The following is a 24560-nucleotide window of genomic DNA, read 5'->3' as shown; positions in this document are numbered from 1 at the left end:
TCTTGAGTGTCGCGCCATCCTCGGCCTCCTTGTTCAAATTGACGGCGAGTCTAGGGAGGAACGCCGCGACGCTGGCAACGAGTGGTGTCGGCGTGTTTCCTAATGATCGCGCGGGGTGGTCAGCGTACTGGGTGACCTGTGGCTGGCGGGGGCAGCGGTCGTTTCGGACGCACCTCTCCTGGCGGTCACCGGATACGGCTCTGCACATCCAGCCGCCCCACGGCGTGGGATTTGGTCATCGGACTCATGGCTTGTACGGCTTCACGGTTTCTGCAATGAACAGGTCCAGCCCATAACGCCTCTCTTCCTTGGCATTGGATTCGTCGTCATGCTCCTTGCTTTGCTTGGCAAGCATGCGGCGGCCATTGGCCAGGGAGACACCGACATTAATGTCTCCCTTCTTGAAGCCAAACAACCCCATTTCGGCAAGCTTGAGGGAGGGGTCAAGGAACGCAGCCTCTGCCTGCTCGAAGTTGGTGATCGCTGGCATAGCGTGATTGCCGTTTCGACCCTGAACGACGAAGTCGGGGCGCAAGTCATGCTCATACCCATGCTTCGCAAACCACCGGTGCAAAGCCTTGGCCTGTTCCATGGCCTGATGCAAGTTGGTCCTCCCGGTCTGCACCGTCACGGTCATGTCCGTCACCCGGCCTTTCTTGACCGTGATGTTGGTCAACTCTCTCTGTCCGCCTAGATTCTCCAACTTCAGCTCAGCATCGCCATCGACGAACACCAAGTTATATGGCGTGGTGATCTGGAGGGCCAGGAAGTCACCAGCGAGGAGCGCTGATGGCGCTGTAGCAAACGGGTAGGTCGAACCTGCTTTCAACTGCGCGATGCTCATGCCGATTCCAACGCGAACCGTTGGGATCTCGCTGGAAGATTTGTCGCTTTGCGCCACGCAACTTCCGATGAGGCTGAGGAGTGGCAGGCACAGCGTCGCCCGCATCCATAGACGTCTATTCATAGTTTCCCATGCTGTCCGGGGCTGCAGTATCGCTGGCAGTTTAAAGAGGTTCATGCCCTCGTACAGGGTTGTGAACGTGACCCAGCGCATCCCACCGATCTTCCGTCAGGACACTGCCGACCGCATTTGCGTCCCTGAAGTTTGGAGCGCGGGAGACGCCGAGCCGCTGCACCTTCATCAAGCGTCCCATGGCGTCGAAGTGATGCAGGGTGACCTTGTCCAGCTCGTTAGTGAGCTTGCGGGCGTCGCCAAAGATGTCGTATTGGAATGTCTTTCGACCCTGGGCGGGGTGCTGCAGATCGATATGGCGCTTCGGCAACAAAAAAGCCTCAGACCTTTCGGCCTGAGGCTGGAGATGGTGCTTGCCCGCGCCGGGAGGCGCGGACCCCCGGCACCGATCAGAACTTGTAGTTGGCGCCCAGCAGGTAGGTGCGGCCCCACTTGATGTATTCCAGCGGGCGGTCCTTCGTGCCGGCGTAGGTGCGATAGGCCTCGTCGGTCAGGTTGTTGACCTGGGCCAGCAGGCCCAGACCCTTGAGCGGACCTTCGTTGAAGGTGTAGCCGATCTGCGCATCGACCACACTCTCCCCCACCACATAGCGCAGCGTGCGCGCACCGTTGAAGTTGCCGATTTCACCGATGAAGTCGGAACGACGACGCTGGCTGATGCGGAACTCGAAGCCGTCACGCTCGTAATAGGCCGTCAGGTTGTAGACCTGTTTGGACAAGCCCGGCAGCGTGATGAATCCATTGCCGACGCTGCTGGCGCTTTCCGGATCCTTCACCTGGATGTTGCTGTGGTTGAAGCTCGCGCTGGCGATGATGCCGAAGCCGTTGAGCGAGCTGCTCAGCAGATTCAGCGGCAGCGACGCAGTCAGCTCCACCCCTTGCAACTTGCCACCCTTGCCGTTGTAGGGGGCGGTGTAGGTGCCGGTCGGCACCACCGGCGGGCATTGCTGCGTGCCGTTGCCGCAGGTGCTCGGCGGGGTGTAGCCCGTGAGGAACTGCGAGAAATCGTATTGGCCGTTGGACTGCGTGTAGATGTAGCTGCGCAGGTCCTTGTAGTAGCCGGCAGCCGAGACGTAGGCTTTGGAGCCGAAGTACTTCTCATAGGACAGGTCCAGCGCATTGGCTCGCCACGGATCCAGCTTGGAGTTGCCGCCGCTGGCGCCCGGCTTGCCAGTCGCGTTGTCCACGCCGAAGTCCAGCGAAGAGCGCAGCTGATCGACCTTCGGACGTGCCATCTGCTTGGCCAGACCCAGGCGCAGCGTCTGCTCATTGCCCAGCGACCAGGCCAGGTTCAGCGCCGGCAGGAAGTCCGTGACCGTCTTGCCGCTGGAGGTCGGCTTGCGGCCACCGCTCGTGCCATCCCAATAGAACGACGAGGATTCCTGCTTCACATTGACCATCTGCAGGCCGATGTTGCCGCGCACCGGCAGACCGAAGGTGGTGGAGTCGATGTTGCCCTTGAAGAAGACGGTGGTGGTCTTCTCGGACACGTCCCAGGCCTTGTAGACCAGCCACGGCTGGTTGTCGGTGGGATTGAAGTCCATGTAGCGGCCGATGGCGCCCGGCACATTCCATGCGGGAGTGGTGCCCAGTCCCGCAAAGCCGAGATCGACAGGGCTGTATTGCAGATCAGCAGCGATGGCCGTGTCGGCGCCCTTCAGGGTCGTGCCGCCCTCCGGCTGGCGCTTCTTCTTCGAACGGTCGGCGTAGTTCATGCCGATGTCGAAGTCGGAGAACCAGCCTTCCAGCGCGGACGGTGTCGGCAGGTTGCCCACCAGCTTGAAGCCGGTCAGCTCATCCTTGACGCTGGGCACTTTGCCATAGCCGGAGCCGTAGATGGTGTTGGTCAGGAACAGCTTGGTCGGGTCCGAATAGTCGAGGGTGGGGACGATCTGGGAGAAGTTGCCCGAACGGTAGGCCAGTTGCACTGTGTCATACGGCACCGCGACGGCGCGGCTCAACTGGGTGTTGTTCTCCAGGCTCAGTTCGTCACGGGTGGCCTTGGAGTAGTTCAGGTCCGCCATCAGCGAGGCGCCATTGTCGAACTTGAGCTTGTTGTTCCAGCCGCCAGCAACGATCTTGTCGTCGCGCTTGTTGTAGATGCCGCGGATCAACGGATAGGCATAGGACAGAGTGCCGCTGGTCAGCGTGTTGTTGCTGTTGTAGGTCGGGCTGCTCCAGGTGGTGCAAGGCGTGGCTGGGGCGCAGGTGCCATTGCCGTTCCACGTCAGGCTCATTTCATACTGGTTGGCGGTGTCTTCCTGCTTGGCCTTGGTCCAGAAACCATCCACCACGCTGGTCCAGTTCTTGGACGGACGGAATTCCACCGTGGCCATCACGCCATTGCGCTCCGAACGACCGGTGCGGCGCAGAGCCTTGATGCCGCCCGTGTTGAAGGTGCCGGCTGCCAGGTCGCTGCGGTTGGTCGCTTCCCAGGGTTCGTACAGACCCACCTGGTTTTCCTGCTGCGGGGTTTCCTGATGGGCAAAGCCAATGGAGACACCGATGGTCCGGTTGGCAAACTGGTCGATGTAGCTGGCGCTGAACCGATTGCCGGTGGCGCTTTCGCCAGCGGCCTTGCCCAGCGAATTGCGGCTGCCACGGGCATTGAGCGAGACCACGCGGCTGCCGAAGTCCAGCGGACGCACGGTCAGCATGTCGATGGTGCCCGACAGGCCCTGGCCCACCAGGCCCGCGTCCGGCGTCTTGTAGATGGTGACGCCGCTGAGCAGTTCCGACGGATATTGGTCGAATTCGACGCTGCGGTTGTCACCAGTGCTCACCAGTTCGCGGCCATTGAGCAGCGTGGTGGCGAAGTCCGGAGACAGGCCCCGCACGCTGATGACCTGGGCACGGCCGGCCACGCGCTGGGCAGACAGACCCGGCAGGCGGGCAATGGATTCGGCGATCGACACGTCCGGCAGCTTGCCGATGTCTTCCGCGGAAATCGCCTCGACGATCGAGTCCGAGTTCTTCTTGACGGAGATGGCCGCTTCAATGCCGCGGCGGATGCCGGTCACGGTCACGGTGTCCAGGGTGCGGTCGGCCGATTTGTCGCCTTCGGCCGCGGGGGCCTGTTGCGCGTGGGCGGCACCGGCGGCCAGGAGGCCCAGCAGCATGCATCCAGCTGCAATGGGACGGATGCGGAATTGCTCGCGCTTGGCGTGCGAAGGGGTCATGTCTTTGTCTCCTCTTTTCGTCTGAACGTCTGCCCTGCCTGATGACCGTACAGCTTTGGTTTCCCGCGGCAGGACACAGAACCCAACAAACCTTGAGGAAATTTTGTACTAAAACTAGATCCACAACCAAGTCCGCGCAAACCCTTGAACAACGTACAACTCAAAAATCTGCCTATTTAGCAGCGCCAAATCGCATGCAAGTGCTTGATTTAGCGTTGTTTGCCTGATTTTTGGATGAGCCTGCTCAATTTGTCGATGTAGCTCGACTACAACTTTCACCAAGAAAGTGCATGTAATGGGGAGGGGATGGCCGCTTCGAGGATTTGGGGCGGCATGAAAGGCGCTGAACTTGGCGACCTCGTCTTGAGGTTCAGCAGCAGGCTACGAGCGTCCTGCTGCGGGTCGAGCAGGCCAAAAAGGTAACAAAACTACAGCACTCCAACAAGAGCGTTCTCCCGTGGCTGCGCCCCTGGTAGCGATCTCATTAAACTGCGGACCAGACGCTGTTTTGACCCGTATCCCAGACCGCCTCGTGAAAGGATGTCCGCGAAGCCTGTACGGCGCTTCCCGCCTCCGTGGCTGTAGTGCCACTACAGCCCGCCGCCTCGTCGGCATGCGTCCTCGTGACGCACGCCATAATCGCCCATCCCTCGGCTGGTGCGCCGGCCTGTGCCGGTGCCGGCGCGGGTGAGTTCCTGCTTCTTCATGCGTGATTTCGACAGTCCCCGGCTGATGGCCGACATCGGCAGCACCTTTGCCCGCTTTGCCCTTGAGACCGCGCCCGGAGAGTTCGAGCACGTGGTCTCGTTGCGCTGTGACGAGCATGCGGACTTCCACGCTGCCGTCCGGGCCTACATGGATCAGTTGCCGCCGCTGCCGATCGACCATGCGGCCGTGGCCATCGCGAATCCGGTGGACGGGGACCTGGTGCGGATGACCAACTACCACTGGTCGTTCTCGATTGAAGAGACCCGCCTGCAACTGGGCCTGGAGACGCTGGTGGTGGTGAACGACTTCACCGCCCTGGCCATGGCCCTGCCCCGTCTGCGATCGACCGAGGTGCGGCAGGTGGGCGGCGGCGAGGCGCGGCCCCACAGCGTGATGGGACTGCTGGGTGCAGGGTCGGGGCTGGGCGTGTCCGGACTGATTCCGGCCGGTGACGGCTGGGTCTCGCTCGGCTCGGAAGGCGGACACACCACCTTTGCGCCCCGGGATGACCGCGAAATCGCCCTGCTGCGATTTGCCTGGAATGAATTCCAGCATGTGTCGTTTGAACGACTGCTGTCCGGCCCGGGGCTGGAGCTGATCTATCGCGCCATGGCGGCGTATCTGCGCCGACCGCCCGAGGCACTCAGCGCGCCGGACATCACCGCCCGCGCCCTGGAGGGCTCGGACCTCGTCTGCGGCGAGACCCTGGAGCTCTTCTGCACCCTCATGGGCACGGCCGCGGCCAACCTGGCCGTGACGCTGGGCGCGCATGGCGGCATCTACATCGGCGGCGGCATCGTGCCGCGGCTGGGTGAGTATTTCGATCGGTCCCGTTTCCGGGAACGCTTCGAGGACAAGGGGCGATTCAGCCCTTACGTCGCGGCCATTCCCACCTTCGTCATCACCGCGGAACACGCCACCTTCACCGGCACCTCGGCGATCCTGGAAGCCCAACTGCGCAGCCTGCAAAGCAGCAGCAGCAGCGGCACCTCCGCCATCCTCGGCCAGATCCGCCGCGCGCGGGACAACCTCTCCCCGGCTGAGCAACGCGTCGCCGACCATGTGCTGGCGCATTCGCGCAAGGTGCTCAACGACCCCATCGCGGAAATCGCCAAGGCCGCCAATGTCAGCCAGCCGACGGTGATCCGGTTCTGCCGGTCCCTGGGCTGCGAGGGTCTGTCCGATTTCAAGCTGCGCCTGGCCTCCGGCCTGACTGGCACCGTCCCGGTCAGCCACACCCAGGTGACGCAGGACGACTCGATGGTCGAGCTGGGCGAGAAGGTGCTGGGCAACACCGCCTCGGCAATCTTGCAGGTCCGCAGCCAGCTCAACCGCGACATGATCGATCGAAGCATCGAACTGCTGCTGAGCGCCGCCCGCATCGAGTTCTTCGCGGTCGGTCATTACGGTGTGGTGGCGCAGGATGCGCAGTTCAAGTTCCTGCGCCTGGGCATGGCCTGCAATGCCTATGTGGAGCCTCGCCTGCAACTGCTGGCCGCGCAGACGCTGCGGGCCGGTGATGTGGCCGTGCTCATCAGCGGCAGCGGCAAGGTGCCGGAGCTGATTGCGGTGGCCGATGCGGTGAAGGAGCGCGGCGCCGCGGTGCTGGCCATCACCGCCAGCCAGTCACCGCTGGCGAAGAAAGCCGATGCGCTGCTGATCGTGGACCATGTGGAGGACGTGGCCACCCACATGCCGATGATCAGCCGCATCCTGCACCTGCTGGTGATCGACATGATGGCCGTGGGCGTGGCCATGCGGCGCGACCCGGCGCATCAGTCGATCGACGTGCCCACGCTGACGGTGGATCCGGAATCGGATCATCGGGAGCCGCAGCCCGGCTTGCGCGCCGGCGCCGGCAGCACGGCGCTGGCGACACCGCTGTCGAACCTGACGGCACACAGCCGCTGATCGCAACCGATCAGAACGCCGCGATCCCGGTCTGCGCGCGGCCGAGGATCAGCGCATGGATGTCGTGCGTGCCCTCATAGGTGTTGACCACCTCCAGATTGACCAGGTGGCGCGCAATGCCGAATTCGTCGCTGATGCCGTTGCCGCCGAGCATGTCACGCGCGGTGCGCGCGATGTCCAGGGCCTTGCCGCAGCTGTTGCGCTTCATGATGGAGGTGATCTCCACCGCCGCCGTGCCCTCGTCCTTCATCCGGCCCAGCCGCAGGCAGCCCTGCAGGCCCAGCGTGATCTCGGTCTGCATGTCCGCCAGCTTCTTCTGCACCAGTTGGTTGGCCGCCAGCGGCTTGCCGAACTGGTGGCGGTCCAGCACGTATTGACGGGCGGTGAACCAGCAGCTCTCGGCCGCGCCCAGCGCACCCCAGGCAATGCCAAAACGCGCGCTGTTGAGGCAGGTGAACGGGCCCTTGAGCCCGCGCACCTCGGGGAAGGCGTTCTCTTCGGGGCAGAAGACGCCGTCCATGACGATCTCCCCGGTGATCGACGCCCGCAGGCCCACCTTGCCGTGGATGGCTGGGGCGCTCAGGCCCTTCCAGCCCTTCTCCAGCACGAAGCCGCGGATCTGGCCTTCATCGTCCTTGGCCCACACCACGAACACGTCGGCGATGGGGCTGTTGGTGATCCACATCTTGCTGCCGGTGAGCGAATACCCGCCGTCCACCTTCTTGGCCCGGGTCACCATCGAGGCCGGGTCGGAACCATGGTTGGGCTCGGTGAGACCGAAGCAGCCGATCCATTCCCCGCTGGCCAGCTTGGGCAGATATTTCTGGCGGGTGGCTTCGTTGCCGAATTCGTGGATGGGCACCATGACCAGCGAGCTCTGCACGCTCATCATCGAGCGGTAGCCGCTGTCCACCCGCTCCACCTCACGGGCGATCAGGCCGTAGCAGACATAGTTAAGGCCCGCGCCGCCGTAGGTGTCGGGGATGGTGGCGCCGAGCAGGCCCAGCTCGCCCATCTCCCGGAAGATGGAGGCGTCGGTCTTCTCGTGGCGGAAGGCCTCGACCACGCGCGGGGCCAGACGGTCCTGGCAGTAGGCATGGGCGGCATCGCGCACGGCGCGTTCATCGTCGGTGAGCTGCTGCTCCAGGAGCAGCGGGTCGTCCCAATGGAAGTGAGCCTTGGGAGCCTTGGGCGCCTTGCCGGCCTTGGGGTCTTGCGTCGGGGAGGATGATGTCGGGTTCATGAGTGTCTCTCTCGCTGGCGGAACGCCGTCTGCACTGGGTGCCATGCTGCATGGTAGTGCGGTCGCGGGGTCCATCGTGTCACCACCATGCCAGCACTGCACGTCGCAAAATTGATCGCACCGGTACGCACGCGCCTTCTCCCCTGTTGGAATTAACCGACACCACGGGTCCAGGCCCCACGATAAGGTGCGCGCCGTTGCCCCGTTGCCCGGGAACTCCCGTCCGCCGGACTGCCTGCCCACATCGCCATGAGCCACAAGACCCTTTGGGACATCTCCCCGGTGGTTGCACCGGATTCGCCGATCTTCCCCGGCGATGAACCGTACGCCCTGCGCTGGACGGCCCGTTTGTCGCCGCAGTGCCCGGTGAACCTGAGTGCCGTGACCCTGTCGCCGCACGTGGGCGCGCATGCCGATGCGCCGCTGCATTACGCCGATGACGCGCCGTCCGCCGCGGAGGTGGCGCTGGACCCCTACCTGGGCCCGTGCCGCGTCATCCACGCCATCGACTGCGGGCCGCTGATCCGCATCGAACATCTGGCCCATGCCGAGGCGAATCTGCCGCCCCGCGTGCTGGTGCGCTGCAACCGCCAGGCGGACACCGTCTGGAATCCTGACTTCACCGCCTACGCCCCTGAAACCGTCGAATGGCTGGCGGCTCGCGGCGTGCGCCTGATCGGTCTGGACACACCGTCCGTCGACCCGGCCAGCAGCAAGACGCTGGACAGCCACCAGCGCCTGCTGCGCCTGGACCTGCGCGTGCTGGAGAACCTGGTGCTGGACGAGGTGCCTGAAGGCGACTATGAGCTGATCGCCCTGCCGCTGAAGCTGGCTGGCGCCTGCGCGTCGCCGGTGCGTGCGGTGCTGCGGGCGCTCTGACCCCGTATCGACCCGGCACCATCGGATCCGCCCCGCCCGGCCGCCCCTCCAGCTCCGTTTTCTAACGACGCGTTTTCAACGACTAAGTCCACACCCGCCTCACCCCATGACCACAAGACAAGACTGCCAGGCCCTGGATGCGGCCGACCCATTGGCCCCACTGCGACAGCAGATGCTGCTGCCGCCGGGCGTCATCTACCTGGACGGCAACTCGCTGGGCGCCATGCCCGCCGCCACCCCGGCGCGGGTGCAGCAGGTGGTGACGCAGGAATGGGGCCAGGACCTGATCAAGAGCTGGAACACCGCCGGCTGGATCGACCTGCCCACCCGCATCGGCGACAAGATCGCCCGGCTGATCGGCGCCGGCCCAGGCGAAGTGGTCGTGGCGGACTCGACCTCGCTCAACATCTACAAGGTACTGACGGCGGCGGTGCGAATGATCCAGGCCGAATCGCCGGGCCGCACCACCATCGTCACCGAGCGCAGCAACTTCCCGACCGACCTCTACATCAGCCAGAGCGTGGCCGAACAGCACGGCATGCGCCTGGTGCTGGTGGACAGCGCCGAAGAACTGGCCGCGCAGCTCAATGACGACCTGGCGGTGCTCTTGATCACCGACGTGAACTACCGCACCGGCGCCTGGCACGACATGGCGGCGCTCACCCGCGCCGCGCATGAGGCCGGCGCGCTCACCATCTGGGACCTGTGCCACTCCGCAGGCGCGGTGCCGGTGGACCTCACCGGTGCCGATGCGGACTTCGCCATCGGCTGCGGCTACAAATACCTCAACGGTGGACCGGGCGCGCCGGCCTTCGTCTGGGTGCATCCCCGGCATGCCGACCGCTTCTGGCAGCCGCTGTCCGGCTGGCTGGGTCATGCGGCGCCGTTTGAGTTCAGCCCGGACTACCGCCCCGCGCCGGGCATCCGACGCTACATCTGCGGCACGCCCGCGATCATCTCCATGGCCGCCCTGGAATGCGGTGTGGACACGCTGCTGGCGGCCGAGCCAATGGGCGGCATGGCGGCCTTGCGCCGCAAGTCGCTGGCCCTGACGGAGCTGTTTGCCCGGCTCGCCGAGGAACGCTGCGGCCACCTGGGCGTGACGGTCGTGTCGCCGCGCGAGGATGCGCGTCGCGGCAGCCAGGTGTGCCTGGCGCTGAAGCCGCCGCTGGAGCGGGCCAGCTATGCGGTGGTGCAGGCGCTGATCGAGCGCGGCGTCATCGGCGACTACCGCGCTGGCGACCCGGACCGGCTGGACCAGGTGCCGCACATCCTGCGGTTCGGCTTCACACCGCTGTATGTCGGGTTCACCGATGCTTGGGACGCGGTGGAACACCTCTACCAAGTGCTGACGCGCGAAGAATGGCGCGAAGCCCGCTTCAACCAGAAGGCGGCCGTGACATGAGTTGCCCGCACCACACCACCGCGGCGGCCACCGGCGCCGCTGACGCCACCGGCATCGGCACCGGCACCACCGAACGCATCGTCCAGGAAGAAGGCGCGCAGCTCGATTTCTCCCGCGACATGAGCTATGGGGACTACCTGCACCTGGACCAGGTGCTGAGTGCCCAGCATCCGCTCTCGCCGGACCACAACGAGATGCTGTTCATCGTGCAGCACCAGACGTCCGAGTTGTGGATGAAGCTGATGCTGCATGAGTTGCAAGGCGCCGTCCGCGAGGTGGCCGCCGACCATCTGCCCGAAGCCTTCAAGATGCTGGCGCGGGTCTCGCGCATCATGGAGCAACTGGTGCATGCCTGGGACGTGCTGGGCACGATGACACCGCCCGAGTATTCCGCCATCCGTCCCTATCTCTCCAACAGCAGCGGCTTCCAGAGCGCCCAATACCGGCGCATCGAATTCATGCTGGGCAACAAGAACGCGGCCATGCTCAAGCCGCATGCGCATCGTCCGGACCTGCTGGCGGATGTGCAGGCCGCGTATGAAGCGCCGTCGCTCTACGACGAGGTGCTGCGCCTGATGCAGCGCCGCGGCATCGAGGTGCCGGCGTCCCACCTGTCCCGCGACTTCACCCGCCCTTACGAAGCAGACGATGGCGTCAAGGCCGCCTGGCTGCAGGTCTACCGCGACCCGCGCCAGTACTGGGACCTCTACCAGATGGGCGAGGAACTGGTGGACCTGGAAGACGCCTTCCGCCTGTGGCGCTTCCGCCATGTCACCACGGTGGAGCGGGTCATCGGCTTCAAGCGGGGCACCGGCGGCACCGGGGGCGTGAGTTATCTGCGCAAGATGCTGGACGTGGTGCTGTTCCCCGAACTCTGGGCGCTTCGCACGGAATTGTGAACAGAAGTGAAGTCGGCCCTGCCGTGACGCCATGCCGACCGGCATGGGTGGGGCCAACTCCTACAATCGGGCCACGTTGATGCAGCTCACAAGGCCCGCCCATGGACACCCGCATTTCCCAGATCAAGCTGCGCATCTCCCGCCTGCGGGACGCCCTGCGCGACGCCGACGCCCACGCCATCCTGGTGCCCTCCGCCGACCCTCATCTGTCGGAATACCTGCCCGAGCGCTGGCAAGGCCGCGAGTGGCTGTCGGGTTTCACCGGCTCCATGGGCACCCTGGTCGTGACCCGGGACGCCGCCGTGCTGTTCGCCGACAGCCGTTACTGGACGCAGGCCGAGCGTGAGCTGGAAGGCAGCGGCATTTCGCTGTTCAAGATTCCCACCGGCGCGGCCACCCATCATGTGGGCTGGCTCGCTGGCGTGCTGCAGCCGGGCCAGACGCTGGTGGTGGACGGCCAGGTGCTGGGCCTGGCCATGGCGCAGCTGCTGCGTCAGGCACTGACGCCGCGCCAAATCCGCATCAAGACCGACCTCGACCTGCTGGAGAGCACCTGGGAGGGCCGCCCCGGCCTGCCCGATGCCCCGGTCTATGAACACACCGCGCCCCACGCCACCGTCAGCCGTGCCGACAAGCTGGCGCAGGTGCGCGAGGCCATGGTCAAGCAGGGCGCCACGCACCACCTCATCTCCAGCGTGGATGACGTGGCCTGGCTGTTCAACCTGCGTGGCTCGGACGTCAGCTACAACCCGGTGTTCGTCGGCCATGCGCTGCTGACGCTGGACGGCGCGGAACTGTTTGTGCAGCCCGGCAAGATCGATGCGGCATTGAGTCAGCGCCTCGCGGCCGACGGCGTGCAGGTGCGTGCCTATACCGATGCGCGGCAGGCCCTGGCCCAGATCCCCGCCACTGCCACCGTGCTGATCGACCCGCGTCGTGTGACCCTCGGCCTGCGCGAAGCGCTGCCAGCGGCTGCGCAGGTGATCGAGGCCATCAATCCCAGCACGCTGTTCAAGAGCCGCAAGAATGCCAAGGAAGCGCAGTTCGTGCGCGAAGCCATGGAGCAGGACGGCGCCGCCATGTGCGCCTTCTATGCCTGGTTCGAAGCCGCCCTGGCCCGCGGTGAAGCCCTGGACGAGCTGAAGGTGGACGAGCGGCTGAGCGCGGAGCGCGCCAAGCGGCCGGGCTTTGTCGGCCTGTCCTTCTCCACCATCGCCGGTTTCAATGCCAATGGCGCCCTGCCCCACTACCGGGCCCTGCCGGAGCTTTTCTCCGAGATCAAGGGCAACGGCCTGCTGCTGATCGACTCCGGCGGACAGTACCTGGGGGGCACGACCGACATCACCCGCGTGTGGCCGATCGGCCAGGTCTCCGACGCGCAGCGCCGGGACTACACGCTGGTGCTCAAGGGCACCATTGCGCTGTCCCGCACCGTCTTCCCGCGCGGCACGCTGAGCCCGATGCTGGACGCCATTGCCCGCGCGCCGCTGTGGGCGTATGGGCTGGATTATGGTCACGGCACCGGTCACGGCGTTGGCTACTTCATGAATGTGCATGAGGGCCCGCAGAGCATTTCCAAGGCCGTGCCGGATGCCAACATGGCCATGGAGCCGGGCATGATCACCTCCATCGAGCCGGGGCTGTACCGGCCGAATCAATGGGGCGTGCGCATCGAGAATCTGGTGCTGAATGTCCAGCACGAGACGCCGGAGAACGGCCAGTTTGGCGAGATGCTGGCCTTCGAGACGCTCACGCTCTGCCCGATCGACACCCGCTGCATCGAGGTGTCGCTGCTGTCCGATGAAGAGCTGGACTGGCTCAACCGCTACCACGCGGAAGTGCGCCGCCGTCTGTCGCCACTGGTGTCGGGCGATGCGCTGGCCTGGCTGACGGTGCGCACGGAGCCGCTGGCGCGCTGACTGGGGGTCTGGACTGTGTGGGCGGCCTCGCGCGCCCACGCGTCACATCTGCCGGAACAGGTGCAGGTAACTGCGGCTCACCGGCAGCACCTCCGGCCGGGCTTTCAGGTGCAGATCGGCCGTCTCGTTTGGCCCGCGCGTCACGTGGCTGATGGCATGCAGGTTCACGACCACCGAGCGGTGCACCTGCACGAAACACTGCGGGTCCAGCCGCTCGATCAGGTCGCGGATCGGCGTGCGAATCAGCGCTTCGCCGTCAGCAGTGGCCACCAGGGTGTATTTCTCGTCCGAGCGCAGGAAGAGGATGTCATCCACCGGAATCAGCTTGAGCGTGCTGCCGACGGAGGCGCGAATCCACTGCAGGGGACCGGTGTCCGACGCCAGGGAATGGGCGGCCGGGCTCGCTGCGGCTTGGGCACTGGCCAGGTCGGCCGGATTAACTGGGTTGGCTGGGTTGACTGGGTCACGGGCCGTCCCCATGGCGGACACAGGCCGTGCAATGCGCCGCGCCAGTTCCTCGATCACCGTCTCCAGGGCCACCGGCGCCTGGGCGGGGGCGGAGGTCTGCAGCCGGTCCTTCAAGCGCTCCACGGTGTCGGCCAGCCGCGCCTCGTCGATGGGCTTGACCAGATAGTCGATCGCGCCGCGCTCGAAGGCCTGCAACGCATAGTCCTGGTAGGCCGTCACGAAGACGATATGGGCCTGCCGGGCAATCTGGCGGGCCGCCTCCATGCCATTGAGGCCCGGCATGTGAACGTCCAGGAACACGACATCCGGCCGGTGCCGTTCAAACAGCTCCACCGCCTCCCGACCGTTGCGCGCCTGCGCCACCACGGTCAACGACGGCCAGGCCGCTGCCAGGCTGCGCTGCAGGCTGTCGCGCAGCAGCGGTTCATCATCGGCAATCAGGGCAGTCGGAGCGGCGGCGGTCATGGGGTGTTTAGGAGTTCGCGTCGATCTGTCGGGCGATCAGGAGGTGTCAGGGCGCCGGGAAGCTCACCTCGGCCCGCAGACCGTGGGGCTGATTCTCGGTGAGTTCCAGCGTGGCGGAGAGCCCGTAGAACAGCGTCAAGCGCTCTCGCAGGTTGCGCAAGCCGGTGCCCGCGCCCATCTCGTGCTGCAGCCCGACGCCGGTGTCACTCACCCACAGGCGGATGCGTCCGTCCTTCGTCTCGCCGCCCACCTCGATACGGCCACCGTCCTCGCCGGGATCGACGCCGTGCCGCACCGCGTTTTCCACCAGGGTCAGCAGCGCCATCGGCGGAAAACGAAGGCCGCTGAGCGCTGGCGACACCTCCACCGTGAAGCTCAGACGGTCCGGCATGCGCAGATGCATCAGCTCCAGATAGGCCTGCACCAGAGCGAGCTCGTCTCCCAGCGTCGTGCTCTCTCCTTGCAGGCGTGGCATGGCCGCGCGCAAATAGGCGATGAGGCTGCGCAGCACCGGCGCCGCCTGGGGAGATCCCGTCTCCACCAACGCGCGGACATTGGCCAAGGTGTTGAACAGGAAATGGGGCTCCACCTGCGCCTGCAGCAGGCGAAGGCGGGCGTCGAGTGCCTGACGTTCCAGTTCGCTGCGTTCCAGCTCGAAGCTCAGCGCCTGGTTACGCGCTTCCGCATCCCGCTGGCGGTACAGCGCCCCCATGGCCAGCAAGGGGCCAACGACCAGCCCCGAGCCGGCAATCCACATGAAGCCCAGCATCCGGGCTTCGGACTGCACGAGGCTGGCCAGGTCGCCGCCGACGGCCACCAGGTAGACCACCAGGGTCGCCACCGGCACGGCGGCAGCCACCACCACCACCTGGAAGAACCAGCGCGCCCACCAACGCGGCAGCCGTCGCGGCCACTGCCCGGCGGCGGAAAACGCCAGCAGCGCCAGCATGCCGACGAACATGGTCCGGCCCAGCAGCACCGGGAAGGGAATGATGAAGATGGGGTCCAGCGCCACGGCAGCGACCGTGGCCAGCACCAGCGCCAGGGCCAGGCGGCGAGGCGTCAGGTAGGAGACAAAGCCGTGCCAGGGCTGGCCCGGAGCACGGAAGCTGGTCGGAGGAGTCGCGGACGGCGGTAAGGACATGCCCGCACGATAGCGGCCGGCCCCTGCCGCTCCAAGGGCGGAACACCGGTGACGCGACGAAAGACGGTCTGGGCCGCTTGAGTGGCGCCCGGCATCCCGCCATGCGCACGGTGGCGAGTGGCCGGCACCCGCATCGCCCACGGCGCGTCAGCCGTCTGGCGGGGCGGGAGGGCCAGGCCGTCCCGCGCGGCGCAGCGCGGCGCGGCGTCCACCACCAGCCGGACCGGGCCCACCACCACCAGCGTGCGGCGGCGACCGGCGTGACGTGCGTGGGCCACGGCTCAGGCCTGCATGCCGATGCTGCACATCACGGCTTCCTTGCCGGCATTGATGGCAAAGCGCAGCGCCTCGGCCGGGGTGGCCCAGCCATATCCGCCGGCGAGGTTCTCGTCCCGGTAGGCTTCCCGCTTGTCCGGCCGGCCCTGGCGCATGACCACCACGGCAGCCACATAGCCGAACTGGCGAGGACGCTCGATGGCTCCGGCATAGATGCGATAGTCGCCTGTATCCACTTCAGCGAAATGCATGTCCGTCTCCTGCATGGCCCAACGGCCACGATGGATGGACTGTGCGCGGGATGGGAGGACATCGCTACCCACCTGAGGTGGGCCCACCAATGGGGGTGGGACGCCGGAGGGGGAGCGGGGGTGGGCCGCAGACCGACGTCAGTGGCGGGCGGGGGCGACAAAGCGGCCGCAGACGGGCCGCGGCTGCTGCATCTCGGTAGGCGCAGGCTTAGTCGCCGCCTCGTGCCACGGCGACGTATTCCCGCAGTTCCTGGCTCACCCGGGGCGGCACCGGGGCAGCCTTGGGCTCGACGCCTTCCGGGAACTGCTCCAGGTCATAGGCCTTCTGCTCCGCGGCGGAGATCACCCCGTCCTCATTGCTGTCCGCCGGCGCGTAGATCAGGTTGGGCACCAGGGACAGATCCGACGTCGACGACGCGGTGGAGGAAGCGCTGCTGGCCGGTGGCGCGGCGGCCCGCGCAGGACCGGTGAAGGTGGCGGTTTCCGGCGCGGCGCTTTGCGGGGCGGCCGCGACCGGTGCGCTGACCGCCTCGGCGGCTTGAGCCGTCTGAGCCGGCTCGGGCACCTGAGCCGTCTGCGCCGTCTGAGCTGTCGGAGCCGTTTCAGCGGCCTGCGGCGCTTGACGCACGGCAGCGGACGCGCTGGCCGTGGTCGCGGCCACACGCGGCCCTGCGGGCGTCGTGCTGGCCGACGGCGCCGTCCTGGTGTTGTTGGCCGTTGTAGCCGGCGTGTTCACGGCGACGGACGTGGACGCATTGGCCGCCGCCGCCAGGGATGCGCCGGCAGCGGACAGGGTGACGACCGCCGACGCTTCCGGAGCGTCCACGGTATTGACGGACTCCTGCTCGCGGCTGCGCAGCGGCACAGCGCTTGAAGCGGAGCTGGTCGCGGTTGTTGCGAGAGCAGAGATCATGATGTGCCTCCACGAAGGGTTCCGCGGAATCGGCCAGCGGATGCCGGGCGGGGAGAAGTCCCCACCTGCTTACCTTTTCAGGGCATGTTCGGTTTTTCGGCCCGCTCCCGGATGACTTTAGGGCGATTTATGAAACCGATACACTTTTTTTCCGGCGGGTTGACGGATTTGGCAGTTCATCGGGGGGTGACGCCGGGAATTCAAGGGTTTACCCTGAAACTCCATTTGCGGTCACAACACCGCATACCGTCCCGGTCGATGGTTCACGGCGATGAACAGATTCATCACCACCGCAGCCAGCACCGAATACGCCACCCGCTCCGGTGAGATGACCGTCAGGGCCAGCAGCACGATGGCGCAGTCCATGGCCATCTGCACCTTGCCGGCGCGCCACCCCTTGGCCTTTTGCAAATAGAGCGACACGATGGTCGCACCGCCCAGGCTGGCACGGTGACGCGCCAGGAACAGGCAGCCCGACCCCAGCAGCAGGCCGCCCAGCACCGCCGCATAGGCCGGATGCAGCCGGTCGATGGCGAAGAGCCGGGGCGAAAACTCCGTCATCAGGGACAGCAGCGCGATCGAGATGAAGGTCTTGATCGTGAATTCGCGGCCCATGCGCGTCCACGCGAACCAGTAGAACGGCAGGTTGATCAGGAAGAACAGCCGCCCCAGGTTCACATCGGTGGCGTAGTGCAGCACAAACGCGGCGCCCGCCGTGCCGCCCGTGAGCAGTCCTGCCTGCGCAAACAGGATCAGCGCCAGTGAGACAAACAAGGTGCCGGTGAATATGGCCTGGGCATCCTCAAACAGGGTGTGTGAGCGGATGGTCAGGTCGTCCATCGTCGCCGGCGCCGGGGTGGTGGCAGCGGCATCGACGGGGGGGTGCAGGGGTAAGTCACTCATCCCGTAGACGAAGCAGAAAACGTGCCGGCGAGTATCCCCCGGGAGAACCCTGAGAAGGGTCGAGGCCACGCTCTAAAGGAGGCGAACGGCGGTCATCCTGCGCGGATTGGGGCGGCTGAACGCGAGAAGATGCGCCGGCATGCGCGGCGACCTCAGCGGCGCGACTCGATGTCAGCCGCGTCCCGCTTCATTTCTCGGGCATCAGGGCCAGGACTTCCTCGAAGGAATAGGCCGTGCGGCGGGGACGGCCCTCGGCAATCGGGTCCTTCGTGGACTGCCCGGAAGGCATCACCAGCACCACATTGGCATTGGGCAACTGCGCCAGGCAGTCGTTGAGCAGGCGAGCCTCTTCAGGGTCGTGCTCCTCCACCGAGGCGCCCACCACAAAGACCGTGCCAATTGCTTCCAACTTCGCCTCATCGGGCGCGCCGGTCAGCTCCTGCGCCGTGACGTGGCGGGCGTCGAAGCGGCTGTCCCGCAGCACCCGCACGAGGATCTCCGCCACCAGATGCGCGCCGCGGCCGCCCATGCTGATGCACAGCATCACCGAGCCGGCCGGCACATCCAGCGCGCCCTGCCACTGGCCTTCGGTCTGCAGACGATCCTGGCGCAGGCGCATGCCAAGGTCGGCGCCGTCCAGCACGGCGGCCTTTCGGCGCCGCGGCAACGGGGTGTGCGTCAGGCTGGCGAAGACCTGCGCGATGACCTGCTGCGCGGCCAGGCGCTGCTCCGGGGTAATCAGGTTCTGCTCGAAGTCGCGACGGGCCAGCTCCATCGCCGGCATCACCACTCGGTCGCAGTAACGGGCCAGGGTGCGTCGCTTCAGGTAGGCCCGCGCATCCGCCAGGATCTCCACCGCATTGCCGCTGATGCTGCGCTGGTAGAAGCGCTGGCTGTGGTCCAGCGCCGGCGCGTCCCCCAGCAGCACATCGAGAAACGACAGCGCCTGCACATGGCGACCGGCCACCACCAGGCACAGCGTCAGCGGCGTGGAGAGCAGCAGTCCCACCGGCCCCCACAGGGCGCTCCAGAAGATGGCCGACACCACGACCGAAAACGGCGACAGCCCGGTTGCATGGCCATACAGCTGCGGCTCGATGACATGCGCCACCACGACTTCCACCGCCAGGAAGATCAGCAGCGTGGACACCATCAGGTCCCAGCCCGGTGCCATCGCGGCGGACATCACGCCCGCACACAGCGCTGCAGCGGGAAAGCCTACATACGGGATGAACCGCAGCAAGCCCGCCAGCACCGCCCAGATGGTGGCGTGCGGCACATGGGTGATGAACAGCAGCAGCCCAATGACCAGCCCGACGCCGACGTTCACCAGGAACTGCGACACGAAATAACGCGACAGCCGCTGGCCGGCGTCGTTGAAGGCTGCCGTGGCCGCACGCACATCGTGGCCGCCCACGAGTCGGATCAGGCGGTCACGCAGGGCGTCCTGTTCCAGCAGCGCGAAGATCAGCACCAGCACAACGATGCCCACGACGCCGACCGGTCCCCACACGGCGGCCAGGAACTGGCGGATGAGCGTGGCGCTGGTGTCGGGCTTCGGGTCGCCCGCGCCGGCAGACCGGTCGTTGCCGTCGGCGTCGTTGCCGCCCATCGAGCGAGAACTGCTGTCGGCGGGCACGGCCAGATCGCCAATCATGCGACCGGCGCGGCCTTGCGCTTCCTGCAACTGGTCCAGCGTCATCATGCGCAGCCGCGTGACCTTGGCGCGCACGTTCTCCTCATAGGCGGGCAGCTCGCGCGACAAGGCGCCCAGCTGCATCACCAGCACCATCGCAATGCCGGCCACCACCAGACCGGCCAGTGTCAGCGTACCGATGGCCGCCGTGGTCTGGTTGAGCCCGAGGCTGCGCAGCTTGCGGACCACAGGCGCCATCAGGAAGCTCAGCATGGCGGCCAGCGTCAGCGGCTCCAGCACTTCTCGGCCCAGGTACAGCACGGCCAGCACACCGAGCCCAACCAGGAGTTTGACGGGCAGCGGCGTGGCGGCGGCGGGAGGGGTCGTCTGGGCGCTCATGCGGGCTCGCTGTGCTTGCTCATGAAGACGCTGTTGGGGTCTTCGGCGTAATCACCGAAGGGGCCGCAGCGGCGGTATCCCAGCCGTTCGTACAAGCCGATGGCGTCGTGCTGGAGATAGCCGGTCTCGAGGGTGAACTGGCGCACGCCCCGGGCTCGGGCTTCCGATTCCAGCAGCGCCAGCAGCGCGCGGGCGATGCCCTGACCGCGATGGCTGGGCAGGGTGTACATGCGCTTGAGTTCTCCGTAGTCCGCCCCCACCACGATGGCGCCGCAGGCGACGGCCCTGCCCTCCCCGTCTCGTGCCACAGCAAACAGCACGTGGGGCTGGGACAGCGCGGCCATGTCGATGCCGTGGTGACTCTCCGCGGGATACAGCGGGATCTGATAGGCGTCCAGCGCCTCGATGAGCGCGATGACGTCCGGCTGGGCGGCAGGTTCGAGCGATACGGTGATGGCGGTAGGCATGGGAACCGTCGGGCGCCGGAGAGGCGCCGGGGGAGTGCTGGGCAGGACATTCGGCGCGCAGGGGCGCCGTTGGGGGCGGAGTCTACGGGGTTTCGGTGACGGGCGCGGGTGCTGTGTCAGGACGGGCGACGTTGCGCGAGAACGGTTTCATAGACCGCCAGGTCGGCTTCGGAAAAGCAGCAGAAAGTGACGGCGACCGGCAGCGGCTGGGCGGTCAGCCACGCGTCGACCGAGGCGACCGCCACCTGCGCCGCCAACTCGATCGGATATCCATAGGAGCCGGTGCTGATGCTGGGAAACGCAATGGATTCGATCGAGTGATCCCGGGCGAGCTCGAGGCTGGTGACATAGCAGCTGCGCAGGAGGGCTTCCTCGCCATGAGCGCCTCCGCGCCAGACGGGACCGACCGTGTGAATGACATGACGGGCGGCGAGCCGAAACCCGGCGGTGATCTTGGCCTGCCCGGTCTTGCATCCATTCAGGGCGCGACACGCCTGTAGCAGGTCCGGGCCCGCGGCCCGATGGATGGCACCGTCCACCCCACCGCCGCCGAGCAAGGACGAATTGGCCGCATTGACGATGGCATCGACCTCAAGGGTGACGATGTTGGCGCGGACGGCGTCGAGTGGTCGCATGGTGGAGGTCCTTGTTGCTCAGGGTTCACCGCGGGGGCTGAAGGTCCGCGGAAAGAAGACCGGCATGGAGCGGTCCTTGAGCCGGTATCCCATCGGCGGGCGATGGGACGCACTCTCCACCACGCCCGCTTCCTCCAGGAAATCAGCCGCCATCATGCGCGTGCGAAACCCGCTTTTATCGACGGGACGTCCCAGAACGATTTCATAAGTTTTCTGGAGCTGCGGCAAGGTGAAGGGCTCGGCCAGGAGAAAGGCGGGCAGCGACGTGTACTCGACCTTGCCGCGCAGGCGATCGACCGCGGCTTTCAAAATCTGTGCGTGGTCGAATGCGAGTGAGGGTCCGGCGAGCGCGGCGTCTGCCTCGAACCAGGCCACATCGGCCGCATTGGCGCCCTTGGCCAATTGCACGTCCTGGGCCGGCATGAGCGCGAAGTAAGCATGTGTGGACGACCAGCCGCGCGGGTCTCGCGTGGCACTGCCCCAGCTCCCCAGTTGCTCCAGATAGGGGCTTCGCACGGCCGTCTTTTCCAGCAGCTTGCGACGTGCGCAGGCCAACAGGTCTGCATCCCGCTCGATGTCCACAAAGCCGCCGGGCAGCGCCCAGCGCCCCGGGTATGGGTCGGAGGTGTCCAGCGGGCGTTGCACCAGAAGCACCTTTAGCGCTTCGTCCAGAACCGTGAAGATCACGACGTCCACCGTGGTGTACGGGCGTGGGAAATCCGGCTGTTGCTGGCGGGGAACTTTGGGGGCCATGGCTTGAAACGACTTGACGCGTGGCATCGGATGGTTGTACTGTACACCTTATTAAGATGTACAAAACAACTAATCGATCATCGCCATATGGGATGGGACGAGGTCGAATCATGGATGGACATCGGGAATGGCCTTTGCAGGCGTCCCGAATCAGAGGAGGAATGGAAATGCAAACACCGTCGAAGCTGACGTCGATCAGCAAGTTTTTGAGTCTGGTGCTGCGCCACCAGCCGGAGAAGATCGGACTGGCGCTGGATGCCTCCGGCTGGGCCCGCGTGGACGATTTGCTTCAGAAGATGGAGGCGGCCGGCCAGCCCCTCTCCCGCGAGGCATTGAGGGAGCTCGTCAACGCCAGTGACAAGAAGCGATTCGCGCTGAATGACGATGAGACGCTGATTCGCGCGAATCAGGGGCACTCGATTGACGTGGACCTGGACTTGCCCGTCATCACGCCGCCTGCGGTGCTTTATCACGGCACCGCCTCACGCTTCGTGGAATCCATCCTGAGCGGCGGGCTGGACCGGCGCGCTCGGCATCACGTGCATTTGACCGAGGACGTGAGCACCGCCGTCGCCGTCGGGACGCGGTATGGGGATCCTGTGCTGCTGCGCATTGATGCCGCACGGATGGCCAGCCTGGGGCATCAGTTCCGCTGTTCGGCCAATGGGGTGTGGCTGGTGGAGGGCGTGCCGCCGGAATTCATTGAACGCGTGGAATCAGGAACTGACAGCGAGAGCATTTGAATTGCGTCTGCGGTCTGCCGAGTGATGCTCATAGGGCGGGATCTTGCAATCGTCGGCCCTAGGCTGGGAATGGGCGCTCGACTAGTCGTCGATGAATGTCCACGAGTCCGCACCATCGAATCGGCGGATCTGGACATGCTGAAGCAACTCCGGCGGGAACATTCGCAGATTGACCCCATGCCAGGCGTCCGGCTGAGGCCGCAAAGGCTCCCAATGCGTGGCACACCCGCAGACCCGGCACCGCATGGTGCGCAAGGTCTTCTCGCCCCAGATGTATTCCTCCAGCGCCCTCGGCTCAGCGCTCAGCCCGACAGTCGTCCAGTCGAATACGCCCCATAGGGCGCCTAGGCGGCGGCATATGGAGCAGTTGCACTCGGTCGCTCGAGAGGGAAGATGCGGCAGGCGTAGCTGGACCGCTCCACAGTGACATGAGCCATGCAGAAGATGCTCCACCGGAATTGCTCCAATGCCCCAATGAAAGCGAGTGTCCGGTATCGGGGCATCATCGAAGTGATCGGCAATAAAAAAAGCCAGTCCGAAGACTGGCTTTAATGCCTTGGCTGACAAGGCGATCTTGGCGGGAAGGGGGGGATTCGAACCCCCGGTACGGGGTTACCGTACGCCTGATTTCGAGTCAGGTACATTCAACCACTCTGCCACCTTCCCTGATTCGGTGACGCCCTCATTCGCCGGCTTTCGCGAAAGCTTCTGAGGTTCAACGCGCCAGCCCTGAAAAGTTCTTCGAACTTCGTTGAGCCGTCCGCGCCTCGCTGGTTGACTGCGAGAAAGACCGAGAGTGTAGCAGCGTTTTCAGGCGCCGAACAAGTGCCCGCGCATCTGCGTGCGATTCATCGCAAACACGCCCCCGGCACCTCATCAGCAGCTCATCAGCACCGTTCCGAACCGCTGAGGCCCGTGAAGCACCTATCACCAGATTAGGGCCCAGGGCTTTGATGCCCTAGGCCTTCAGGCCCTCAAGCCTTCAACACCGCCTGCCCACCCAAATAGGGCCGCAGCGCCTCCGGCACCTCGATGCTGCCATCTGCCTGCTGATAGTTTTCCAGCACCGCCACCAGCGTGCGCCCCACCGCCAGGCCAGAGCCGTTGAGCGTATGCACCAGCTCATTCTTGCCCTGGGCATTCTTGAACCGCGCCTGCATGCGACGCGCCTGGAAGCCTTCGCAGTTCGAGCACGAGCTGATTTCGCGATAGGTGTTCTGCGCCGGCAGCCACACTTCCAGGTCATAGGTCTTGGCCGCGCCAAAGCCCATGTCCCCGGTGCACAGCGACATCACGCGGTAGGGCAGCCCCAGCTTCTGCAGCACGGCCTCGGCGTGACCCACCATCTCTTCCAGCGCTTCGTAGCTCTTCTCCGGATGGACGATCTGCACCATCTCCACCTTGTCGAACTGATGCTGGCGGATCATGCCGCGCACGTCCCGACCGCCGCTGCCCGCTTCCGACCGGAAGCACGGGCTGTGCGCCGTCAGCTTGATCGGCAATTGCGACGCGTCCAGCACCTGGTCGCGCACGGTATTGGTCAGCGAGATTTCCGACGTCGAGATCAGGTATTGCTCCACGGCTTCCTCATCGCCACCGCGCAGCACCCAGAACATGTCTTCCTTGAACTTGGGCAACTGGCCGGTGCCTTCCAGCACCTCGCGGTTGACGATGTAGGGCGTGTAGCACTCGGTATAGCCGTGCTGCTGGGTCTGCAGGTCCAGCATGAACTGCGCCAGTGCGCGATGCAGCCGGGCGATCGGCCCCTTCATGAAGGTGAAGCGCGAACCGCTCAGCTTCGCACCCGTCTCGAAGTCCAGGCCCAGCGGCGCGCCCAGGTCCACATGGTCGCGCGCAGCAAAACCCAGCTCGCGCGGCGTGCCCCAGCGGCGCACTTCCACATTGCCTTCTTCACCGCTGCCCACCGGCACGCTCTCATGCGGCAGGTTGGGCACGCTCATCAGCATCTGGGTCAGTTCGGCCTGGATGCCGTCAAGACGCTCGGCGCCCGCTTTCAGTTCGTCGGCAATGCCGCCCACTTCCGCCATCAGCGCGCTGGCGTCTTCGCCCTTGCTCTTGAGCTGGCCGACCTGCTTGGACAGCGAATTGCGCTTGGCCTGCAGTTCTTCGGTGCGCATCTGCACCTGCTTGCGCTCGGCTTCCAGCGCTTTGTAGCGGTCCACGTCCAGGTAGGGCTGTGGCGTCTTGCGAGCCTGCAGACGGGCGATCACGCCGTCCAGGTCCTTGCGCAGTTGGGTAATGTCCAGCATGGGAGTTCTCTTCGATGTTCTTGGAGGGTCAGGCCGACGCGCGGTGACCATCACGGCGCGTCAGGGAGAGGTCGAGTCGCAGGAGCGCTCGAGGTCGAGGCGGGTGCCGCGGGCGCCA

21 protein-coding genes and 1 tRNA gene are annotated in these 24560 nt (G+C 65.7%); 6 read left to right on the top strand and 16 right to left on the bottom strand.

Features of this window, described 5'->3' with window-relative positions; translation table 11 throughout:
* Positions 1–244: 244 nt before the first annotated feature.
* The 3 genes from DES44_RS03860 to DES44_RS03850 all read right to left on the bottom strand — a co-directional run bounded on the left by DES44_RS03860 (position 245) and on the right by DES44_RS03850 (position 4155).
* Positions 245–844 carry a hypothetical protein gene (locus DES44_RS03860; protein WP_147306937.1) on the bottom strand — a complete coding sequence of 200 codons (600 nt, stop codon included), beginning with the start codon at positions 842–844 and terminating at the stop codon, positions 245–247.
* 163 nt (positions 845–1007) lie between these two features.
* The gene (locus tag DES44_RS03855) at positions 1008–1286 is read right to left on the bottom strand and encodes a hypothetical protein (protein WP_147306936.1); all 279 of its coding nucleotides are present in this window, start codon (positions 1284–1286) and stop codon (positions 1008–1010) included.
* Positions 1287–1365: 79 nt separating this feature from the next.
* Positions 1366–4155 (bottom strand): TonB-dependent receptor, encoded by a 2790-nt coding sequence (locus DES44_RS03850; RefSeq protein ID WP_198164807.1) that lies wholly within the window; start codon positions 4153–4155, stop codon positions 1366–1368.
* Positions 4156–4860: 705 nt separating this feature from the next.
* Between DES44_RS03850 and DES44_RS03845 the strand changes: the two genes are divergently transcribed.
* Entirely contained in the window at positions 4861–6774 is a 1914-nt protein-coding gene (locus DES44_RS03845) for a glucokinase (protein WP_058937539.1), read from the top strand.
* Between the two features lie 10 nt (positions 6775–6784).
* Here DES44_RS03845 and DES44_RS03840 read toward each other — a convergent pair whose 3' ends face one another.
* Complete coding sequence (locus DES44_RS03840) at positions 6785–8017, bottom strand: acyl-CoA dehydrogenase (RefSeq protein ID WP_058936138.1); 1233 nt, start codon at positions 8015–8017, stop codon at positions 6785–6787.
* 249 nt (positions 8018–8266) lie between these two features.
* On the opposite strand from DES44_RS03840, the gene kynB reads away from it, so the two are divergent.
* From kynB to DES44_RS03820, 4 genes are all read left to right on the top strand, one after another.
* Positions 8267–8896, top strand: a complete 630-nt coding sequence (kynB, locus tag DES44_RS03835) for an arylformamidase (RefSeq protein WP_058936139.1) — start codon at positions 8267–8269, stop codon at positions 8894–8896.
* A gap of 106 nt (positions 8897–9002) precedes the next feature.
* The gene (gene kynU, locus DES44_RS03830; protein WP_058936140.1) at positions 9003–10301 is read left to right on the top strand and encodes a kynureninase; all 1299 of its coding nucleotides are present in this window, start codon (positions 9003–9005) and stop codon (positions 10299–10301) included.
* Positions 10298–11200 carry a tryptophan 2,3-dioxygenase gene (kynA, locus tag DES44_RS03825; RefSeq protein ID WP_083525775.1) on the top strand — a complete coding sequence of 301 codons (903 nt, stop codon included), beginning with the start codon at positions 10298–10300 and terminating at the stop codon, positions 11198–11200. The genes kynU and kynA overlap by 4 nt, the downstream gene beginning before the upstream one ends.
* 101 nt (positions 11201–11301) lie before the next feature.
* Entirely contained in the window at positions 11302–13119 is a 1818-nt protein-coding gene (locus DES44_RS03820) for an aminopeptidase P family protein (protein ID WP_058936141.1), read from the top strand.
* A 42-nt stretch (positions 13120–13161) separates the two neighbouring features.
* Here the strand turns inward: DES44_RS03820 and DES44_RS03815 are convergent, their stop codons facing one another.
* From DES44_RS03815 to DES44_RS03775, 9 genes are all read right to left on the bottom strand, one after another.
* Positions 13162–14052, bottom strand: coding sequence for a LytR/AlgR family response regulator transcription factor (locus tag DES44_RS03815; RefSeq protein ID WP_058936142.1), 891 nt, complete (start codon positions 14050–14052; stop codon positions 13162–13164).
* Between the two features lie 46 nt (positions 14053–14098).
* Positions 14099–15196: a sensor histidine kinase gene (locus DES44_RS03810; RefSeq protein WP_058936143.1), complete on the bottom strand. Its 1098-nt coding sequence runs from the start codon at positions 15194–15196 to the stop codon at positions 14099–14101.
* Between the two features lie 281 nt (positions 15197–15477).
* On the bottom strand, positions 15478–15723 hold the full coding sequence (locus tag DES44_RS03805) for a hypothetical protein (RefSeq protein ID WP_083526093.1): 246 nt from the start codon (positions 15721–15723) through the stop codon (positions 15478–15480).
* A gap of 208 nt (positions 15724–15931) precedes the next feature.
* Entirely contained in the window at positions 15932–16636 is a 705-nt protein-coding gene (locus tag DES44_RS03800) for a hypothetical protein (protein WP_147306935.1), read from the bottom strand.
* Positions 16637–16867: 231 nt separating this feature from the next.
* Positions 16868–17539 (bottom strand): YitT family protein, encoded by a 672-nt coding sequence (locus tag DES44_RS03795; protein WP_116001289.1) that lies wholly within the window; start codon positions 17537–17539, stop codon positions 16868–16870.
* 187 nt (positions 17540–17726) lie between these two features.
* On the bottom strand, positions 17727–19574 hold the full coding sequence (locus tag DES44_RS03790; RefSeq protein ID WP_058936147.1) for an AI-2E family transporter: 1848 nt from the start codon (positions 19572–19574) through the stop codon (positions 17727–17729).
* Positions 19571–20041, bottom strand: a complete 471-nt coding sequence (locus DES44_RS03785; protein WP_232309819.1) for a GNAT family N-acetyltransferase — start codon at positions 20039–20041, stop codon at positions 19571–19573. Before DES44_RS03785 ends, DES44_RS03790 begins: the two co-directional genes overlap by 4 nt.
* A gap of 116 nt (positions 20042–20157) precedes the next feature.
* Positions 20158–20676 carry an O-acetyl-ADP-ribose deacetylase gene (locus DES44_RS03780; protein WP_058936148.1) on the bottom strand — a complete coding sequence of 173 codons (519 nt, stop codon included), beginning with the start codon at positions 20674–20676 and terminating at the stop codon, positions 20158–20160.
* An 18-nt stretch (positions 20677–20694) separates the two neighbouring features.
* A complete protein-coding gene (locus tag DES44_RS03775; RefSeq protein WP_058936149.1) occupies positions 20695–21429 on the bottom strand; it encodes an NUDIX hydrolase in 735 nt (244 codons plus the stop codon).
* Positions 21430–21596: 167 nt separating this feature from the next.
* Between DES44_RS03775 and DES44_RS03770 the strand changes: the two genes are divergently transcribed.
* Complete coding sequence (locus DES44_RS03770; RefSeq protein WP_058937542.1) at positions 21597–22172, top strand: RNA 2'-phosphotransferase; 576 nt, start codon at positions 21597–21599, stop codon at positions 22170–22172.
* 81 nt (positions 22173–22253) lie between these two features.
* On the opposite strand, the gene DES44_RS26120 is transcribed toward DES44_RS03770, so the two are convergent.
* The 3 genes from DES44_RS26120 to serS form a co-directional block, all read right to left on the bottom strand.
* On the bottom strand, positions 22254–22625 hold the full coding sequence (locus DES44_RS26120) for a GFA family protein (RefSeq protein ID WP_445677796.1): 372 nt from the start codon (positions 22623–22625) through the stop codon (positions 22254–22256).
* Between the two features lie 122 nt (positions 22626–22747).
* Positions 22748–22838, bottom strand: a tRNA-Ser gene (locus DES44_RS03760).
* A 308-nt stretch (positions 22839–23146) separates the two neighbouring features.
* On the bottom strand, positions 23147–24442 hold the full coding sequence (gene serS, locus DES44_RS03755) for a serine--tRNA ligase (RefSeq protein WP_058936150.1): 1296 nt from the start codon (positions 24440–24442) through the stop codon (positions 23147–23149).
* Between the last annotated feature and the right edge of the window lie 118 nt (positions 24443–24560).

Origin of the sequence: Roseateles depolymerans (assembly GCF_003387155.1) — a bacterium.
Classification (GTDB): domain Bacteria; phylum Pseudomonadota; class Gammaproteobacteria; order Burkholderiales; family Burkholderiaceae_C; genus Roseateles; species Roseateles depolymerans.
The sequence above is the reverse complement of the archived record's forward strand: the minus strand, read 5'-3'. Positions and strand labels throughout refer to the sequence as shown.

Excerpts from the sequence above, each read along its gene's own strand:
- DES44_RS03790 (WP_058936147.1), bottom strand. The coding sequence starts at position 19,574 with ATGAGCGCCCAGACGACCCCTCCCGCCGCCGCCACGCCGCTGCCCGTC.
- kynA (WP_083525775.1), top strand. The coding sequence starts at position 10,298 with ATGAGTTGCCCGCACCACACCACCGCGGCGGCCACCGGCGCCGCTGAC.
- DES44_RS03775 (WP_058936149.1), bottom strand. The coding sequence starts at position 21,429 with ATGGCCCCCAAAGTTCCCCGCCAGCAACAGCCGGATTTCCCACGCCCG.
- kynU (WP_058936140.1), top strand. The coding sequence starts at position 9,003 with ATGACCACAAGACAAGACTGCCAGGCCCTGGATGCGGCCGACCCATTG.
- DES44_RS03785 (WP_232309819.1), bottom strand. The coding sequence starts at position 20,041 with ATGCCTACCGCCATCACCGTATCGCTCGAACCTGCCGCCCAGCCGGAC.
- DES44_RS03860 (WP_147306937.1), bottom strand. The coding sequence starts at position 844 with ATGAGCATCGCGCAGTTGAAAGCAGGTTCGACCTACCCGTTTGCTACA.
- DES44_RS03770 (WP_058937542.1), top strand. The coding sequence starts at position 21,597 with ATGCAAACACCGTCGAAGCTGACGTCGATCAGCAAGTTTTTGAGTCTG.
- DES44_RS03840 (WP_058936138.1), bottom strand. The coding sequence starts at position 8,017 with ATGAACCCGACATCATCCTCCCCGACGCAAGACCCCAAGGCCGGCAAG.
- DES44_RS03810 (WP_058936143.1), bottom strand. The coding sequence starts at position 15,196 with ATGTCCTTACCGCCGTCCGCGACTCCTCCGACCAGCTTCCGTGCTCCG.
- DES44_RS03815 (WP_058936142.1), bottom strand. The coding sequence starts at position 14,052 with ATGACCGCCGCCGCTCCGACTGCCCTGATTGCCGATGATGAACCGCTG.
- DES44_RS03820 (WP_058936141.1), top strand. The coding sequence starts at position 11,302 with ATGGACACCCGCATTTCCCAGATCAAGCTGCGCATCTCCCGCCTGCGG.
- serS (WP_058936150.1), bottom strand. The coding sequence starts at position 24,442 with ATGCTGGACATTACCCAACTGCGCAAGGACCTGGACGGCGTGATCGCC.
- DES44_RS03800 (WP_147306935.1), bottom strand. The coding sequence starts at position 16,636 with ATGATCTCTGCTCTCGCAACAACCGCGACCAGCTCCGCTTCAAGCGCT.
- DES44_RS03795 (WP_116001289.1), bottom strand. The coding sequence starts at position 17,539 with ATGAGTGACTTACCCCTGCACCCCCCCGTCGATGCCGCTGCCACCACC.
- DES44_RS03780 (WP_058936148.1), bottom strand. The coding sequence starts at position 20,676 with ATGCGACCACTCGACGCCGTCCGCGCCAACATCGTCACCCTTGAGGTC.
- DES44_RS03845 (WP_058937539.1), top strand. The coding sequence starts at position 4,861 with ATGCGTGATTTCGACAGTCCCCGGCTGATGGCCGACATCGGCAGCACC.
- kynB (WP_058936139.1), top strand. The coding sequence starts at position 8,267 with ATGAGCCACAAGACCCTTTGGGACATCTCCCCGGTGGTTGCACCGGAT.
- DES44_RS03805 (WP_083526093.1), bottom strand. The coding sequence starts at position 15,723 with ATGCATTTCGCTGAAGTGGATACAGGCGACTATCGCATCTATGCCGGA.
- DES44_RS03850 (WP_198164807.1), bottom strand. The coding sequence starts at position 4,155 with ATGACCCCTTCGCACGCCAAGCGCGAGCAATTCCGCATCCGTCCCATT.